The 17,236-nt window shown below is 70.1% G+C and carries 12 protein-coding genes; 8 read left to right on the top strand and 4 right to left on the bottom strand.

All coding sequences use genetic code 11. The features are described from left to right. Positions 1 to 6: 6 nt before the first annotated feature. Complete coding sequence (locus tag Aph01nite_RS16580) at positions 7 to 2,103, top strand: hypothetical protein (RefSeq protein WP_204041783.1); 2,097 nt, start codon at positions 7 to 9, stop codon at positions 2,101 to 2,103. Here the strand turns inward: Aph01nite_RS16580 and Aph01nite_RS16575 are convergent. Then, a complete protein-coding gene (locus Aph01nite_RS16575) occupies positions 2,100 to 3,176 on the bottom strand; it encodes an acyltransferase family protein (RefSeq protein ID WP_204041782.1) in 1,077 nt (358 codons plus the stop codon). The two genes, Aph01nite_RS16580 and Aph01nite_RS16575, sit on opposite strands and share 4 nt — an antisense overlap. A gap of 193 nt (positions 3,177 to 3,369) precedes the next feature. On the opposite strand from Aph01nite_RS16575, the gene Aph01nite_RS16570 reads away from it, so the two are divergent. Together Aph01nite_RS16570 and Aph01nite_RS16565 are read left to right on the top strand one after the other, a co-directional pair. After that, complete coding sequence (locus tag Aph01nite_RS16570) at positions 3,370 to 4,059, top strand: TauD/TfdA family dioxygenase (RefSeq protein ID WP_204041781.1); 690 nt, start codon at positions 3,370 to 3,372, stop codon at positions 4,057 to 4,059. Continuing rightward, a complete protein-coding gene (locus Aph01nite_RS16565; RefSeq protein ID WP_204041780.1) occupies positions 4,056 to 5,054 on the top strand; it encodes a hypothetical protein in 999 nt (332 codons plus the stop codon). The genes Aph01nite_RS16570 and Aph01nite_RS16565 overlap by 4 nt, the downstream gene beginning before the upstream one ends. On the opposite strand, the gene Aph01nite_RS16560 is transcribed toward Aph01nite_RS16565, so the two are convergent. Continuing rightward, the gene (locus tag Aph01nite_RS16560) at positions 5,055 to 8,255 is read right to left on the bottom strand and encodes an NACHT domain-containing protein (RefSeq protein WP_204041779.1); all 3,201 of its coding nucleotides are present in this window, start codon (positions 8,253 to 8,255) and stop codon (positions 5,055 to 5,057) included. It lies immediately after the preceding gene. Between the two features lie 83 nt (positions 8,256 to 8,338). Here Aph01nite_RS16560 and Aph01nite_RS16555 point away from each other — a divergent pair, with 83 nt between their 5' ends. Together Aph01nite_RS16555 and Aph01nite_RS16550 are read left to right on the top strand one after the other, a co-directional pair. Further along, a complete protein-coding gene (locus Aph01nite_RS16555) occupies positions 8,339 to 9,337 on the top strand; it encodes a GNAT family N-acetyltransferase (RefSeq protein ID WP_204041778.1) in 999 nt (332 codons plus the stop codon). A gap of 397 nt (positions 9,338 to 9,734) precedes the next feature. Beyond that, positions 9,735 to 10,694 (top strand): helix-turn-helix transcriptional regulator, encoded by a 960-nt coding sequence (locus tag Aph01nite_RS16550; RefSeq protein ID WP_204041777.1) that lies wholly within the window; start codon positions 9,735 to 9,737, stop codon positions 10,692 to 10,694. Positions 10,695 to 10,698: 4 nt separating this feature from the next. On the opposite strand, the gene Aph01nite_RS16545 is transcribed toward Aph01nite_RS16550, so the two are convergent. After that, complete coding sequence (locus tag Aph01nite_RS16545) at positions 10,699 to 11,742, bottom strand: hypothetical protein (RefSeq protein ID WP_204041776.1); 1,044 nt, start codon at positions 11,740 to 11,742, stop codon at positions 10,699 to 10,701. Between the two features lie 183 nt (positions 11,743 to 11,925). Beyond that, a complete protein-coding gene (locus tag Aph01nite_RS16540; RefSeq protein ID WP_204041775.1) occupies positions 11,926 to 13,458 on the bottom strand; it encodes a hypothetical protein in 1,533 nt (510 codons plus the stop codon). 200 nt (positions 13,459 to 13,658) lie between these two features. On the opposite strand from Aph01nite_RS16540, the gene Aph01nite_RS16535 reads away from it, so the two are divergent. Genes Aph01nite_RS16535 through Aph01nite_RS16525 form a run of 3 tightly spaced genes read left to right on the top strand, consistent with a single transcriptional unit; the run spans position 13,659 to position 17,224 of the window. Further along, positions 13,659 to 14,684, top strand: coding sequence for a Gfo/Idh/MocA family protein (locus tag Aph01nite_RS16535; RefSeq protein ID WP_204041774.1), 1,026 nt, complete (start codon positions 13,659 to 13,661; stop codon positions 14,682 to 14,684). Between the two features lie 33 nt (positions 14,685 to 14,717). Beyond that, complete coding sequence (locus Aph01nite_RS16530; protein WP_204041773.1) at positions 14,718 to 15,713, top strand: radical SAM protein; 996 nt, start codon at positions 14,718 to 14,720, stop codon at positions 15,711 to 15,713. Positions 15,714 to 15,742: 29 nt separating this feature from the next. After that, positions 15,743 to 17,224, top strand: a complete 1,482-nt coding sequence (locus tag Aph01nite_RS16525) for an SIR2 family protein (RefSeq protein WP_204041772.1) — start codon at positions 15,743 to 15,745, stop codon at positions 17,222 to 17,224. Positions 17,225 to 17,236 lie beyond the last annotated feature (12 nt).

Here is a 17,236-nt window from a genome sequence, read left to right as displayed (position 1 = left end):
CCGCTGATGGCGGCCGTCGCGTGGACCGGGCTCGGCAGTCCCGGCGGGGTCCTGTGGGCCAGGGCCGGCCGCGATACCTCGGTGATCGCTGTTGGAACCGCTGGAGGGCATCTGCATCTCCGGCGGCGTACGGAGGCGGGGTGGCGGTGGGAGCGTGCCGGCGTGCCGCCGACCGCCGAGGAGGTCATCGACGCGGCCCTGATCACCACGGTTGACGGTGTCGTTCCGGTCGTGCTCGGTGGGGACCTGAAGGTCTGGCTGCACCAGGCGGGGGAGTGGGTCGGGCTGGCCGGTCCGGCTCCGGAGCCGGGCATGCCGCACTTCGTGGAGGCCGGTGAACTGGCCGCGGGCGGCAGCGGGCAGTTCCGGCACACGCTCGTGGCCTGTAGCGCGGGCGGGCGGCCGTGGATGCGGCAGGGCGTGGACCCCGACGGCGTCTGGTTCCGGATCACGTCCGACGACGACTGGATCGGGCTGGAACTCGACACGGCGTTCGCGTCCGTGGCCGCCGGGTCGCCGCCGCAGTTGCACATTTTCGCGCGGGTGCAGGATCGGGAGACGTACCAGAACCGGCTCCGGATCGGGGTGCTGGAGAACTCCGTCTGGACGTGGGTCGATCCGGGCGGGCCGGCGCCCAACGGGCAGGGCGTCGTCGTGGTCTCGGCGGGGAGTTTTCGGGACGGCGGCGGGCGGCTCCAGGCGTGCGCGATCCTGGGCACCGGCGATCCGACGAGCATCAGCATGGTCGTCGGGTCGGGGCGGGACTGGCGGTGGGTCGCGTTGGGGGTGCCGCCCGACCCGCGCGGAGCCGGGGCCGCCGTGGTGGCGGCCAAAGGGCCCGACCCCCGACCCGGGGACGAGCCCGTCATCGTGGCACGCAGTGGTCACGAGCTCTGGACGCGTACGCTGACCGGCGCCTGGCGGAACCTCGGGACGACGCCGGGCGATGTGGCGGTGGTCAGCCCGGCCGGCGCGTACGAGACGGCCGCCGGGCTGTGGGGTGCCGGTGTGTCCTGGGACTCCGATTTGTGGACGTTCGAGTCGGACGGCGGCGGCGTACGGTGGGAGGCGCACGGCAGCCCCGGCTCACTGGTCTCGGTGGTCGGCTCCTACACGGACGCTCCCGAGCCCGAGACCTGGGATCTGCCGATCGCGGCGTACGCCATCGACGAGCACGGCGCGCTGTGGCACAGCCGGGTTTGGGGGAACCCGTCCGACGGCTTCTACGACTCGTCCAGTTCCTGGATCTCTCACGGCACGCCCGCGCCGGGCGTCACCTGCGCGAGAGGTGTGGGCGTGCACACCGTTCGCGGCGGGAGCGAGCAGCCCGCCTGGGCGTTCGTGGTCGGAAGCGACGGGCGGCTCTGGGCGCGTACGGCTTCCGCGGACGGCCGGACCTGGGTCGACCACGGCGCGCCCGCCGGACGGTCGATCAAGGCCGGAGTGCCGCCGGTCGCGGGGCCGATCGTGCACGTGCTGGCCGACGACGGCCGGCTGTGGATGCGCTCCCGCATCGGCGGCGAATGGCGGTGGACCGACCGGGAGACCCCCGCGGGCCAGCTGATCTTCGCGCTCGTCGGCGCGGCCACCCTCCCCGCGTCCAACGTGCCGGTGGTCGTGGCCGTCACCGGCGACGGCCACCTCTGGGCCAGCGTCCCCGACGGCGGCGGGTTCCGGTGGACCGACCTGGGCACCCCGAACTCCGCCGAGCGGATCGCCGCCGGGATCGGCGTCGAAGCCGTCCCCGGCTCTTCCGCGCTGGACATCGCGGTCGTCGGCTCCCCGAGCGGCCAGGTGTGGACCCGGCGATGGACACCCGGAGGGGCACCCGGCTGGACGGCGCACGGCCGTCCCGGCGACGCCCGCGTTCGCGACGCCGTCGGCACGATGCCCGACGGCACCGGCTGTTCGGTCGCGGTGGTCGGCTACGACCAGCAGGTCTGGGTGACGTCCTCGGCGGGCGGCGGATGGACCCGCTGGGACCCGCCGTCCGACGGGGACACCGTCACCGGAGGGAAGGCGGCGTTCCTGCTGGAGGCGCTGCCGTGCGCGGTGGTCCTGGGCAAGGGACGGCGGCTGTACGTCGTGACGCCGCGGCGTTAACCGCGCATGCCGAACAGGAACCGGGTCGGCCGCGTGCGGCGTACCAGCAGGTCGTACGCGGCGACGGTCAGGACGAGTGAGGACGTGACGATCGCGAGGTACTTGACCGCCATCGGCGCGTCCCAGCGGACCACGCCGTACGCGACGGCGACGACGCAGCACCAGCCCGCCGCACCGTACAGGACGCGGCCGGTGATCGCGAGGGGGGTCAGGTCGGTGAACGGGTCCGCGCCCGGGGTCTGGGTCACGGCCAGGAAGGCCGGCATGCCGGTGGCCAGGAGGATCAGGCCGGCGGCGAGGGCGAGGGGGGCGTCGCGGCGCATGGCCGTACGGAATCGGTCGTCGCCGCCGAGGGCGAAGCCGTACAGGAAGAAGAGCAGGTAGGCCCAGCGGCTCCAGCCGGCGTAGGGCTCCTCCATGCCGTGCAGGGCGGTGATCAGCGCGATCGGGAGGGCGGGGAGCAGCATCGTCCCGCGCCGTCCCAGGGCTTGGGCGAGACGGTCGCGGATGCGGTGGGCGCGCTCGCGGGGCAGCCAGCGGAGCGCCAGGGCGAGCAGCAGCGCGTACGCGAGGAGCATCACGACGAACCACAGGTGCCCGGTCTCGAACTGCTCACCCGCCACGACGAACGGAAAATCCGACAAATCCAGGCGGACGTCGAAGAACCGCGGCAGGAACTCCAGGTACGACTCCCGGTACGCGGGATCCGCCCGCAACCGCAGCCACTGCGGCACCGGGATGATCGTGAGGGTCGCGAAGACCAGCGGCACGCCGAGCCGCAGCAGCCGCTCCGAGGCGAACCCGGCGGTCCCGCGACGCCGCAGCGAGTGCCACGCGCCGAGACCGGCCACCAGGAACAGCGTCGGCATCGCCCACACCACACCAAGCCCCGCCGCGATCATGGTCGCGTCGGTGGTCTCGGCGTTCTTCACGTAGTAGTCGTCGCGCGCGTCGAACACGAGCGCCGAATGGAAGAACACCAGCCCGACCACCACGAGCGCGCGGATCGCGTCCAGCTCCGCCCGCCGCTCCGGCCGGGACGCGTGAGCCAGATCGATGTCCGCGTCCGTCATTTCGCCCCCGCCGCCGTGCGTGCCAAGCTCATTCTGGGGGATTCCCGGCACCCCCGGCCAGATCTTGGTTCCGCCCGGGAACCGCGGAAAGCCGTCGCGGACCCGTCGCACGCCCCGGAACGCCCCGCGACACGGATTTTCCTCGATCCAGACGGAGGCCCACCCGGTGCCTCCCGGACCGAGGAGACGGCAAATGGACTCCCACACCACGTCGCTGGGCGCCGCCCGGCAGCGCCTCGCCACCCAGGGCTGGACCGTCCTGCCCGGCGCGGGCTTCACCGACGGCCACCAGATCGACCACGCCGCGGTGACCACGATCGCCGAACTGTTCGGCAGCCCGTCCAGCCGCGACGGCGGGCGCGCCGTCTGGCCGGTCCAGCCGGCCACCACCGACCCCGGCGAGACCTTCAGCAGACGCGACGGCGAAGCCCTCCTGCACACCGACGCCGCCTACCGCGCCGACCCCGAACCCCTCTTCGCCCTCTTCTGCGTACGCCCGGCCCGCGACGGCGGCCTGTCCCGCCTGCTCCACGCGGCCGACGCCGTGGCGGGCCTCGACGACGGGATCCTCGGCGCGCTGCGGCGTCCGCAGTGGCGCTGGGTTCCGCCCCGCGTCTTCGGCGGCGAGCGCGACACGCCGCGCCCGGTGCTGGAGCCGGACGGCGCGATCCGCTGGCGGTTCGACAACCTGGACGTCGGCTCCGAACTCGCGGACGTCGCGACCGCGTTCCGGGACCACGTCGAGACGCACCCCCGGCTCGTGCAGCTGCCCCTGGCCACCGACAGCGTCCTGATCTGCGACAACCGCAGCATGCTCCACGGGCGCACCACGTTCGCCGACCCCGGCCGCCTGCTGCTGCGCGTGCGGCTGGTGACCCGGTGAAGGCGTGCGACCAGGTCGCCCTGGCGCTGGACGTCCCCGCCGCCGGGGCGGAGGCCGCCGACTGGCGGGCGCGCGGGCTGGCCGAGCTACTGGTCTGCTCCCGGGCCACCGGGGACATGGACCTGGTGGCGGCGGTCGACGACGCGGCCGCCGGACTGCCCCCGGTCCAGGCGCGCCTGGCGTTCCGGCTGCGCACCCTCCGCACCCGGATGGGTCCCCTGCGCACGCCGTACCCGGCCGAACGGCCCCGCGACCTGGTTCCGTCGGCACCGTCATCGGTCGTGCGGCGTCACGCGGTCCAACTGGCCCGGTTGGCCGACCGGCTGGCCCGTACGCCCGCGACGTCCCGCGGACCCCTGGTGGCCGACGCCCGCGCGGTCGAGTCGGCGCTCGCCGAGACGATGCCCTGGCGGGCGGCGGCACGGCCGCACCCGTGCCGGGACGTGTCCGGGCTGGCGGGTCTGACCTGGCGCAACTGGATGCTGGTGGGCGGCGGGCCGTGCCTGGTGACCGTGCCGTGCATCCTGTCGGCGGAGCAGACCGCCGTCTGGTTCGGCGTGCACGTGGGGACGCATCTCGACCACATGGCGGCCCTGCTCGACGAGGGCCGGCCCGATCTGGCGCACCGGATCCAGTTCGGGGCCGGAGTCCTGGTGGCGGAGGGCGTCGCCATGGCGGCGGAGCTCACGCTGCCCCGCCTGCCGGGCGCGGACGGCCTGCGGCAGGTGTGGTACGACGGCGTCGTCGAGCGCCTGGCGCGGCTGCCCCGGCTGCCCGAGTGGGGTCCGGGGATGGCGCCCGAGTCGGAGGCGATGGCGCGGGCCGCCGCCGCGCCCAACCCCGAGTTCACCACCCTGCCCCGCTACGCGGAGGCCTACGTCAGCAAGGCGTTCCAACTGGCCGAGAAGCACTTCCGGGATCCCCTCATCCCGGACGGCCTGCGCGACCGGCTCGATCGTCTGTGGCGGCGGGAGGTCGTCCCGCTGCTGGACTGATCACTCCGGCTCGAGCAGATCGGTGAGATACACGGTCACCTGGGCGCAGAGGGTCCGGAACTCCCGCCGTTCGGCCGGCGGGAGTTCCAGGAGCAGCGCCCGCGCGGTGGGCGCCCAGATCTCCACCGCCTTGCGGCGTCGCTCCTCGAGCGAGACGAGCAACCGCAGCAGGGTGAGGACGCGCTGCGCGCGGTCGGAGCCGTGGGCGCGCAGCCCCGCCTCCACCAGCAGGCCGGGGTGGCGTCCGGCGTAGACGGCCATGGCTTCGAAGGCCTGCGGGCTGGCGGGCATCAGTTCGCCGACGGCCAACGCCAGGTGCTCCAGGTGGGGCGACTCTGCCTCGTGGAGTGCCTGGAAGGCCCGGTCGACGAACGCCGGCCCGAGCAGCCCGGCGATCAGGACGATGGGGTCGTCGCCCACCTCGCCGCGGAGCGCCTGCTCGCCCAGGCGCTCCAGGGCGGTGGCCACCGGCCCGGTGACGAGGGCGGGGTCGAGACGGGCGAGCGTGCCGTACGTCGCGGGGTTGAACGGATACAGGTGTGCGGCGATCTCCCCGGGACTCGTGGCCGGCGGCTCCGCGAGGGCGCCGTGGATTCGCGGCAGGGTCTCGCCGATCCGCTCCCGCACCCAGGGGACCCCGGTCGCGACCGTCTCCAGGGTCACCCGCGCCTGCAGGCCGACGTCGGCGTCCGGATCGGAGGCGGCCAGCCGGACGAGCAGGTCGAGGCCTTCCGCGTCGAACTCGTAGCCGTACCAGGCGAACAGGCCCTTGACCGCGGCCAGCCGTACGAGCGGGTCGGGATCGGGGCGGCGCAGCCGCTCCATCAGCTCGGCGCGGGCGCGGGGCAGCTTGGTCCAGCCGAGCGACTGCGCGCAGCCGACCGAGGACGGTTCGGCGCGGTAGGCGCCCAGCAGGGGGCCGAGGCGGTCGTCGCCGAGTTCGCGCAGGACCGGGGAGGCGTCGACGGACAGGGGCAGCCCTCCGGCGACGCGGTCGCGCAGCGCGGCCACGGCCGCCTGGCCGTCCACCCGGTGGAGCGCGGTGAGCGCCCCGGCCGTCACCTGCCCGGTCCGGACGACCTCCGCCAGCGCGGCCCGCCCCGCGGGACCGGACCAGGCCAGGGCGTCCCACAGTTCCTGGACGTTCGCGCCGGGGCTCACGCGGGCGAACAAGGACGGGACGAGCGCGTCCGGATCGCTTCCAGGGGTGAGCGCGAGGACCCGCGCCACGGTGGCCAGCGACGCGAAACCCGCCCGCTGCAGCCGCCACGTGCGTTCGATCACCGGCGACCACAGCTCCCGGTCCGGCGCGACCCCGTCCGTGGCGGTCATGAAGACCGTCGCGAACCAGCCCAGACCGTCCCCGCCGCCGGTCGCGAGATCCCGCAGCACCCGGGTGGCCCGCGGGTCCCCGTGCTCAGGAACGGCCTCCAGGCCCAGCGCGAAGTCCAGGACGTTGCCCCACTCCCGGCTCAGCCAGGCGCGGTCCGCGAGGAGCTCGCGCAGTTCGTCCTCGGTACGCGTGACCAGCCGCCGGGCGGCGAGATACTCGTGCAGGCTGTGGTGGATCCACAGCAGGGGCGACTCCCCGGAGCCCGTCTCGTCCGACGTGGCGGGAACCAGGATGCCCACCACGCGGACCACCTCCCACGTCCGGCTCACGCCCGCCGACGCCGGAAGCCCGGTGGCCGCCAGGACGTTCTCGGACTCGGCCGCGCCGACCGCGTCCCGCCATTCGGGGCCGCCCGCCGCCATGTCCCAGGCGAGCGCCTCCAGCGCCGCGTGGACCTGCGACCGCCGGGCGGGATCCTGGCGGAGCACGATCGCCGGGTTTCCCGCGTCGCGAGTGCCTGCCTTCCACACCTGGGCCACGAACTTGCGGACGACCTGGCCGTACAGGCCGGCCCTGGTGCCCTCGACCGCTTCGTCCTCGGCCACCCACGCGCAGAACGCCGCGATGAGCGGGACGCACACGAAGGCGCTCAACGGGGAGCCCGGGGCGAACACCGCGTCCAGGCGTCGTTCCGGGACGGGCAGGGAGCGGAACTCGAACCAGCGGGCCCACAGCCGCCGGACCTGGTGCTCGTCCAGAATGCCCAGGTAGTAGTAGCGCGGCCGGTGAGCCGTGCCGGGGCGGAACGGGTCGGCGTATCCGGCGTGCCGGGAGGTGAGAATCAGCTGGAGTCCGGACGGCGCCGCCAGCCCGCCCAGCCACGACAGCGCCTCACCCAGGGCGCCGCGCAGCCGATCGCTGAAGATCTCGTCGCAGGCGTCGACGAGGACGCGTGTGGACGCGGCGCTCACACGTCCGGCGAGGAAGCCGCGAAACTCGGCGGTGGGGGAGAACCCACGCGCGCGCGGCGCCATCATGGCCGCCCGGACGACGCAGTCGCGTGGGGGCAGGTCCTCGTCCCATCGCCTGGCCAGGTCCGCGGCGTGCGCCCACAGCGGGATCTCCACCGTCTCCGGATCCGCGCCCGCACGCAACCGCTGGAGGGCGCGCTCGCACAGCACTCGGCAGTGGTGGCGCAGCAGCCACGTCTTGCCGTAGCCCGCGTCGGCGAGGAGCACCGCGATCGGCACGTGCTTGACGGCCTGCTCCCAGCTCACCTCGCCCCGGAAGGGCGCGCGGGCCGGGCCGTACCGCGGGTTGCCGTTCTCGTCCCGTTCGGGAGCGCCGGCGGCCACCTTCACCTTCCGCTGCTCGAAACCCTGCTCCAGGTCCTGGTACGGCGTCCACCGCTGGGTCTCGCCCAGCGACTCCGACAGCGCGAGAAGGTAGCTTTCCAGCTCCCCGGCGTACAGGTCCCGGGCCGCTTCCGCCAGTTCCGCCGCGCTCTCCGCCGCCAGCAGGGCCTTCTCCGCGGCTCTCAACCGCAGGACCGCCCTGTCGAACTCCTCACGCAGGGCGGTCAGGCCGGGGTCCGCGGTCGTCCGGCGCAGATACTCGTCGATCTTCCGGCAGGTGGCGATGCTCGGCTCGCGCCATCCTTTCTCGCCGTCCGAGGCCAGTTGGCGTACGGTCGTCGCCGACAGGCCCAGCGACTGGGCGGCCTGCTGGGAAGAACCGGGGATGTCCTGGTAGGCGGCCCTGCACGCCTGCTTGAGCCGCGCCCGCGCCTGCCGGACGACTTGCTCGCGCCGCTCCCTCTCCTCGTACCGCTCGGTGAGCCGCACATTCGGGGAGTCCTCGGGCGCCATGCGGCCGAAGCTACTCGATCCGGGATCGCGCGGGCCGCCATAAACTTGTCACGAACATCGTTCGACGCAGAGCAGGCCGCGTCATGAGCTTCGCCACCCACGCCCGGCGCGTGCGCGACCACACTCTGCCGTACGGCCTGCGGCGCATGGCCCTTCGCGGTGCCGTCGAACGGCACATGCCCCTCGGCTTCACCGCCACCTGGCAGTACATCACCGGCTCGGTGCCGTTGCCGCAGGCCCTGGAGGTTCTGGAATCCAGCCGCGCGGCCTGGCTACGGGAGATGGCCGCATTCGCCACCCGCCGCCGGGCGCAGAAACAGCGGGGGTACGGCCTTCGCTCCGACGAACACCGCTATCGATCCGGCTTCCGCTGGTACGGGCCGGACGCCCACGAAGCGATGTATCAGACCGTCCAGTCGTTGTGGACCAGCAGGCCCCGTCCGTATGTCGACGCCCTAGCAGCGGACATTTCTGACTGCATCCGGAAATATCTCCTTTCGGGCGGCCAGTTGACCGGCGACACGCGGTCGGTGCTCCGGAAATGTGTCGCTGGCGTGCACCAGCTGCCCGCCGTGGAACCGTATCGACAGCTGGCGAAGATGGCCGAGCTCGTCCTGCACGACGCCCTGCCGCTGATCCGGCGAGGGTGGGCTGGAGACGCCGTCGAGGTCCGTGAGGTGTATCTGGCCGCGACTGCCGCCAAGCCGTACCTGCGGAAGACCGAACCGGACGCGGGAACCTCCGAATGGATCGACGGCTTCCTGGCGTGCGGCCGGAGCCACGAACTCTGGGTCGCCGAACTACGCGGCCGAATCGTCGGCTTCGCCACGCTCAGCCCCGACCAACTCGGCCATCTGTTCGTGACTCCTGCCCTGCGACGTCAGGGCATCGGCACCGACCTGATCGTCCGCGCCAAACGCGCCCGACCCGAAGGGTTGCGCCTGCACACCTTCCAGCGGAACACGGAAGCGTGCCGCTTCTACGAACGGCACGGCTTCACCGTCTCCGGATTCGACGACGAACCAGGGGAACCGGACGTCACCTATACCTGGCACGGCCGCCGGCCCAGCGACCGGGCGTGAGTGCCCATCGAAACTCGGCGTTCGCGGCCTCCCGAGGGGTGTAGCCGCGCCGATCTTGTCCGTGCGCCGGGGGCGAAGCGGGACGTATCCGTTGACCTGGCACTATGAGCCGGAGCGCGCCGCGCCGACCTGACAGCCCCGGAAACCTCACCGCCGTCACAAGCCCGGTACAACGCGGCGACCTCCCCACCACCGGAGACGGCGCCCCGATCCAGAACACCGGCCCCGGCGGCTGACCGCCCACATCCCCCATAGCCACACCCGCGAACACCCGGTCGGCGTGTCCGTCTCCAAGCCTTTACCAAAGGCCCCAAGCCCCAGCAAGCCTCAAAGCCTCTAGCAAGCCCTGAACCTCCTGGGACAGGTACGGTCCTAAGCGTCTGCCATTCTGGACGGCATGCTGGAGACCTCCGCCCGCCTGCTCAAGCTGCTGTCGCTGCTCCAGACCCACCGCGACTGGTCCGGCGCCGACCTCGCCGACCGCTTGGGCGTCACCACCCGTACGGTCCGCAGGGACGTGGAACGCCTGCGCGCGCTCGGCTACCCGGTCCACGCCACGAAGGGCACCGCCGGCTACCAGTTGGGCGCGGGCGCGTCCCTGCCGCCGCTGCTGCTCGACGACGACGAGGCGATCGCCGTGGCCGTCGGGCTCCGCACCGCCGCGGGCGGCTCCGTCGCCGGCATCGAGGAGACGTCCCTGCGGGCGCTCTCCAAACTGGAGCAGGTGCTGCCCTCCCGGCTGCGGCACCGCGTCAACACCCTGCACACCGCGACCGTCCGCGTCGGCGCCCCCGGACCCGCCGTGAACCCCGACACGTTGATGACGATCGCCGACGCCTGCCGCCGCCACGAGGGCCTCCGCTTCGACTACACCGACCTCCGCGGCGGCGCCACCACCCGCTCCGCCGAGCCCCACAGCCTGGTCAGCTTCGGCCGCCACTGGTACCTCGTCGCCTGGGACACCGCCCGCGACGACTGGCGTACCTTCCGCGTGGACCGCCTCACCCCCCGAACCCCCACCGGCCCCCGCTTCACCCCCAGACCACCCCCTGACGGCGACGTCGCCGCGTACCTGGCTAACCGCCTCTCCGCACAAGCCTGGCCCGTACGCGCGACGGTCACCCTCCATGAGTCAGCCGAATCCGTCGCCGAGCGGGTCTGGCCGGGCATGGGCGCCGTCCAGCCCGTCGACGACCACAGCTGCCTCCTCCACCTCGGCGCCGAGACCCCCGCCGACCTGGCCTGGATGATCACCTCGGTGAACGCCGACTTCACCCTCGCCGGCGGCCCCCCGGAACTCACCGAGGCCCTTCGCACGCTGGGGAACCGCTGTCTCCGCGCGGTACGGGAGACCTGACGCCTCACGACGGCGGAACGAGCGCCCGCAGGATCTCGTTGACCGCCTGATCCCGCGGAAGCAGACCGGCGTAGCGGCCGCTGTGGGAGAGTCCGACGAAGGAATCCACGCTGGACAAGACGGTGGGCACCCAGTCCGCTGGGGCGTCGAGGTCGATGGCGGTGGTACGGAGGGACTGGTGGAAGAGCTCCTCCAACCGGGTGACGGTGATGACCCCGTGCTCGCCCTTCTGCTCCAGAGCGCCTACTTCCCGCGCCAGGATCTGCTCCGGCCCGAGGGGATTGGGCGAACCGTCCCGCCCGGCGAACATGACCATGCCTCCCTGGGCGGCGGCCGGGCTGACCTGGAAGGGGAGAACGGGAGCGTGCAACGCCGGTTCCGGCACGGCCAGCTCCCACTGGCGGCTGATGCTCATGGCCCGGTCGCGGGCGAGCGCCAGGTCGGGGCGCTTGGCGAGCAGGCCGTCGAGCAGATCCCGAGGCGTCGCCCACCCCTTGAAGACCCCCGCCGTCCCGCCCGACGTGGCCAGGAACGCCACCGCCCGGGGGCGGTCCAGGCGCGCCGCGCCGGAGCAGAGCACGAGCAGCCGGGTCTCCCACCAGGCGGTGCCGTCCTCCAGGTCGACGACCGCCACGTCGTTGCGTACGGCCTCGCGAAGCGTGGTGAGGATCTGCCCGGTGCCGCTGTCGGCGAGCGGAATGCCGGCCTGGAGGCCCAGATGCGGCGGAACGATCATCTCCCGCTGCATGGGCTGCGAGTCGGCGAACTGGAGCCGCAGGCCGAGCGCCTCCACCGAGCCGCCGCGATCGGCGAGCACACCCAGCAGGACCAGCAGGAGGGGGAGCACCGCGAGGATCAGGATGCCCGCCAGCACCAGACCCTCACTGGTCGCGCCGGGCCATCCCGTGATCACCCGGATGAGCGCCACCACGCTCAGCAACCCGATCAGGAGCACCGGCAGCGCGACGATCGCCCAGCGCAGATCCCACGGCCAGAACGGCCCGCCCGACTTCCCCGGCGACTTCTCCACGACCCGACTGTCGGCCACCCACCGAGGCGGCGTCAATGGAAGGCGCGCAGACTCAGCCCGCGCCGATGGAGATGCGGACACGTCGGGACCGCGGCTTTCGCGCAGGGACTCGGCGACCGTCTCCCCGCGCCGGCCTGGCAGGTACGCACGTCAGCCGAATCCGTCGCCGACCGGGCCTGGGACGTCGTCCAGCCCGTCGAATTACCCAATGATCGTCAACCGGGGCAGAAGCGCGTCCGGATCCGTACGGAGACTCGCCTGCCAGCTCCAGAGCCGTCCGGGCCGGGACGTGGGCGGGACCTTGGCGCTTTCGGACAGCCAGCCCAGGGCTGCCCACGCGACCCGGACGGTCTGATCGAACACCTCATCAGGAACCTGTGGCGCGAACGGGAAAAGATCACCCTCGGGGCCGGGAACGTTCAGGAACAGATCACGCCCGGCTATACGATCACCGAGCCCGCTCTCGATTCGGGCGTAGAGAAGCCGCAGCCGCTCGGCCGCCCTGACCGGGTCATACGCTCCCGGGGTATGGTCACCCGCAGTCCGCTCCGCCCACCAGCGAAGATATGCCACTGGCGGTCTCGCGTAGATCACGCGCGCCGGGCTCTCCACGAGCGCGCGCAGCGCGGCCGGATCGATCTCGCCGCGTCCGCGCTCAGGGAAATCCGGATCGTCGGCCTCGAAGGCCGCGGGACGGACGAGCACGACGGCCTTCCACGGACGTCCGGCCGAGTGCTGAGCCGAGATATGGTCCGCGACCGCCAGCCAGCTCCGTCCGCGAGTCCTGACCGCGTCCACGGGCACGGCCTGGACGTGACCCTCTCTCGTCAGGGCGAGGTTGGGCCGTACCAGTACGTACTGCCAGCCGAGCGCTTCGGCGAGCAGGGCGGCGGCCGGGCCGGTGCCGTGCCGCCCACCGACCATCACGATCGTGCGTTGCCCCGTATCACCCCACGGATCGCTGCCGGGTGGCAGTTGCCGTCCGCCGATCGTGTCCTGAACGAGCAGGTGCGCCGGCCACGCTCTGGCGGCGCTCTTCCACGTACGGTGACTTGCGCCGCCCTGCCACGTGTACTCCTGTCCGTCATTGAGTCCGAGGTTGGTGCGCGCCATGAGCTCCAGCCGGATCGACCCGAAGTCCCCCTCACAGCCGTCGTCCCCCGGCCGCCAGGTGACTCCCGCGGCCCCTGCCATCCGGGTGAGCGTGTCTTCGGCCAGAGGCCGGACCCCGGGCTGTGGCGAGAATTCGGCGAGCATGGTGGTGATCGCCCGGTAGCGCAGTCCGGAAACGACCTGTGCGAGCCGTACGTCGAAGCGCTCAGCCGCGGTTACATCGCTCAGTAGCAGTTCAGCGGCAGTGAACGGGGCAGCGGGCACCGTCCGGATCAGCCCGGCGAGATAGGGCTGGGCACTCTCCAGCGCCCTGATCGCGCTTTTCATGCCGTGCGCGAGCTCGGCCATGCCCGCCCCGGTCACCTCCCATTCGGGAAGCCAGCCGATGGCCTGAAAGAGCTCCGACACCGGAATTCCGGACAGCACTCCGAGATCGCGTAAAAAATCCGGCTTCAGGGGCCGTTCCCCTTTCAGCACTTTACGCACCTGAACTTCATTCCGGTCCAACTGCCGGGCGATCGAGGCCGCCGACGTGAGGAGGCCACGGCCGGCTAGGGCACGCAGGCACCATTCGATGACTTCTTGCGCTTGCGTGGGCGCTGGCTGGTCGACGTTCTCCACAATCCGTTCCACCTCCGACCCAAAACATACCGGCCGCCGATACAAAAGGAGCTTCTCCAGGTGCGACCCTCCCAGGATAATCAAGATCCTATTCGTCCCGCCAAACCGTCGAGGACGCCGCCGTCAGAGGCGCTCGCCGGACAGGAACTGGATCGCATGGATCGGAATCCGAGAAAAATATGAGTCGACAACACCTTCGATTGGGCGTCCTCGGTGCTGCCAGAATTGCTCCCGCAGGGATCCTGGATCCTGCCGGGCGGCTTTCCGATGTGGAGGTCACCGCGATCGCGTCGCGTGATCGTCGCCGCGGCCGGCTCTTCGCGGAACTTTACAACATCGCCACGGTTTACGGCGGCTATGAGGAACTCCTGGCGGACCCGGACATCGATGCCGTGTACATCGCACTGCCCAACGCGCTGCACGCGGAGTTTCTGCTGAGAGCCCTCGGCGAGGGAAAGCACGTACTGTGCGAGAAGCCTCTTGCCGCCAACCACGAGGAGGCTCTGCTGATCGAGGACGAGGCGGCGAAACATCCTGATCTGGTGGTGATGGAAGCATTTCATTGGCGCTACCATCCGTTGGCCGAGGACATCCTTGCGAACCTCTCTGAATTGGGCCCGCTCCGTAAGCTGCACGTCCGTTTCGCTTTTCCGTTGCTCAGGAGACACGACATACGCTGGGATTTCCGGCTTGCCGGCGGTGCCATGATGGATGTCGGCTGCTACGCCGTTTCCCTGATCAACATGATCATGAAGAGCGACCCGCAAGCGGTCACCGCGAACGCCGCCGTGGCCGCGCCCGAGATCGATCGCAGGATGGACGCGGAGCTGCTCTTCCCCGGCGGCCTCCGAGCCTCCCTGACGGCGTCGATGTTGTCGACCGCTCCCCCCGGTAGGTACGCCCAGATTGAGGGTGCCAGCGGGCGGATGACTGTCAGAAATCCCTTCGCGGGGCACCGCTCCGGAGCGATCCGGATGTCCGGCACGGCTCTGAGCTCAACGGCGACCTCGTACCCGTCCGAGCGGACGACGTATTACTACCAGCTCAAAGCGTTCGTTGCGGCGATCCGGGGCGTCAGTCCGAATCTGACACCCCCCAGCACGTCGGTTAGGAATCTCCATCTCATAGACGCCGTCTACCGGGCCGCGGGACTGCCGGTGAGGCCCAGCCGCATTGTTCCCGCGAATGGCTCACCCGATCACAAGGACAACTCGACCAAGACATGACCAAGACATGACCAAGACATAAGGTGCTGCAGGATGTCAGATCAGCTGGGAACACCGGACGCTCTTTCCTACCTGCGTAGGCTTTGCCGGAAGTACTACGTATACGCGCATGTTGAGCCGACGAACGCCTGCAATGCGACGTGCGCCATATGCCCCCGCGAATCCATGACCCGCAAACTGCGGATGATGAGCTGGGAAACCTACATGGGGATCATGGACACCATCCTGCCCACCCCTATTCCCATGCTCTCCCTGGTGGGCTTCGGCGAGCCCACTCTCCATCCGCGTATCGTCGACATGATCGACGTCGCCCGGCGATCCAGGCCGGATCTGGTGATAAAGATCACCACGAATGGCTCCAGGATGACCGAGGGTTCGCTCGACAAGTACTTCGACGCCGGTCTGGATCTGCTGGAGATATCGGTGTTCGGCTATTCGCCCGCCAGTTACGAGGCGCTGATGGGCGGCCTGAAGTTCCAGTCCATTCAGCGGCTACTGTCGGCGCTGAACAGTTCGGGATATCCGTTCAGCCTGACCACGGTGCAAACCGACCAGACCTCCGCAGACGACATCAGGGCGTTCTGGGCCTCGCTAGGCGCCCCCCATGTCGCCATCAAGGGAATGCACCGCCGTGGTGGCTATCTGGAGTTGGACCGGCAGATCGAACAGGAACAGGCACTGGGCGGCTACAACCGGCGGCCGGTCGCTGTCCGGGGATCCGCCGGGCTGGCCGTGGACTCCTGCCACAAGCTGTATATGTTCCTCCATGTGAACGCCAACGGCCAGATTCTGCCGTGTGTGCAGGAAATCAACCTCACCAACGTGCTTGGCACGATCCCCGCCAACTCCTCGATTGAATCTGTCGTGGCCCTTACCCGGGACCAGCGCCCCACGTTCGACATCTGCATGGGCTGCGAGCTGAAACAGCAGGACCTCATGCAGTACTACGCGACGTTCTTCGCCGATCGTTTCCCCGACAGGTTTCCCAGCTGGCTGGCTCGCCTGGCTGAAGCGGAAAGCCGTACCTAGCGCCGCGTCCCTACGCCTGGAGAAGAGATATGGTTGTCCCGCCCGCCCTCCCCGGCGACCTCGTCGCCGCCCTGCGGGAACGAAGGGCCGCGCTGTTCATCGGCGCGGGTGTCTCACTCTCCGCCGGCCTGCCGGACTGGAACGCCCTGGTCTCCGAACTGGCGGCCGACCTGGGCATCGCCCCTGACATGGATCGGGGCTACTCGCCGAGTCTGTTGCCGGTGATTCCGCAGTACTACGCGAACGAGTTCGGCATGAAATCGTTGTGCATCAGGGTGGATCGTATGCTGCGACCCACCGTGCCGTTTTCCAGGCCGCACACCCTGCTCGCCCGCCTGCCCTGCGACCTCTTCTACACCACCAATCTCGATACCCTGCTCGAAACCGCCCTGCTCGCGGCACACCGGTCTTTCGATTTGGTTCTGGATGACGATACGGCGCGGCGTTACATGGAGCGGCGAGTGGGATCCCCGCAGGTCCGGAAGATTCACGGGTCCGTGGGTTTTGCCTCAAGCTATGTCTTGACCCGAGCCCAGTACGCGCGCTTCGAATACGACCGTCCGGTTCTCACTCAGGCGCTCCGCCACGACCTCTCATCATTCAATTTCCTGTTCGTCGGCTACAGCCTGAGTGATCCTGACTTCAACAGCATCTATGAACACGTCCTCGCCTCCATGGGGGAGATGACCCCGAGGCACTACGCGCTGCTCCTGTCCCCGAGTGACTACGAAGTGAACGACCTGAAACGCCGCGGGGTCACCGCCATCGACCTGAGCCGATGGCCCGGTGATTCCGCGACCGGTAAGCTGGAGGCTTTTCTGGAGGATCTGCTGGAGTCCTCGTCCGACCTGATTCACGTCGAGCGTCTTTTCAAACTTCCCGGCTCGGACAATGTTCCGATCATCCTCTCTTCGAAGATCAACGAAGAGGAGGGATACGTTTATCACACGTCCTGCGATATTCACGCGGCCACGCAGGTGCAGAACGCGCTCACGCTCATGAGCCTCCGCTCCTTCATTGTGGCCGACATCGCTGCCATGAGGGAGCTGGGGGAATACCTGGCGACCAACATCATCCTGATCTGCTCTCCCTTCGCGAACGCGTTCACCCGTTATGTGCTCGACCAGGCGATGGGGCTCAGTTCGGCGATCGGCCATCGGTTCGGAGTGGACGAACACGGGCAGCGGTACATCGCCGATCTGCGGGGCAGGCGCTGGACGGCGAATGATCCGATGGCACTACCGGATCCGGACGATCCAGTCGCGATCAAACGCGACTATGCGCTGGCGGCCAGGTACCGCAATCCCTGGGCACCGGGGAAATTTATCTACGTCTTCTGCGGCATCTACACGATCGGCACCCAGGCCTGCGGAGACCTTCTGGCCAATCCATCAGAGTATGGCCGTCTGCCATGGGCGTCCGAAGAATTCGCGGCGATCCTGGAACTCGAGTATAGCGAATTCAACCCACACAAATACGACTACAAAATAAGTGCCATCCATATCGGATAAGAGCGCCGGCGG

The organism is Acrocarpospora phusangensis, from assembly GCF_016862995.1.
GTDB classification, from domain to species: Bacteria; Actinomycetota; Actinomycetes; order Streptosporangiales; family Streptosporangiaceae; genus Acrocarpospora; species Acrocarpospora phusangensis.
The sequence above is the reverse complement of the archived record's forward strand: the minus strand, read 5'-3'. Positions and strand labels throughout refer to the sequence as shown.

Coding starts and splice junctions, on each gene's coding strand:
- Aph01nite_RS16580 (WP_204041783.1), top strand. CDS start 7: ATGGCGGCCGTCGCGTGGACCGGGCTCGGCAGTCCCGGCGGGGTCCTG.
- Aph01nite_RS16575 (WP_204041782.1), bottom strand. CDS start 3,176: ATGACGGACGCGGACATCGATCTGGCTCACGCGTCCCGGCCGGAGCGG.
- Aph01nite_RS16570 (WP_204041781.1), top strand. CDS start 3,370: ATGGACTCCCACACCACGTCGCTGGGCGCCGCCCGGCAGCGCCTCGCC.
- Aph01nite_RS16560 (WP_204041779.1), bottom strand. CDS start 8,255: ATGGCGCCCGAGGACTCCCCGAATGTGCGGCTCACCGAGCGGTACGAG.
- Aph01nite_RS16555 (WP_204041778.1), top strand. CDS start 8,339: ATGAGCTTCGCCACCCACGCCCGGCGCGTGCGCGACCACACTCTGCCG.
- Aph01nite_RS16550 (WP_204041777.1), top strand. CDS start 9,735: ATGCTGGAGACCTCCGCCCGCCTGCTCAAGCTGCTGTCGCTGCTCCAG.
- Aph01nite_RS16530 (WP_204041773.1), top strand. CDS start 14,718: ATGTCAGATCAGCTGGGAACACCGGACGCTCTTTCCTACCTGCGTAGG.
- Aph01nite_RS16525 (WP_204041772.1), top strand. CDS start 15,743: ATGGTTGTCCCGCCCGCCCTCCCCGGCGACCTCGTCGCCGCCCTGCGG.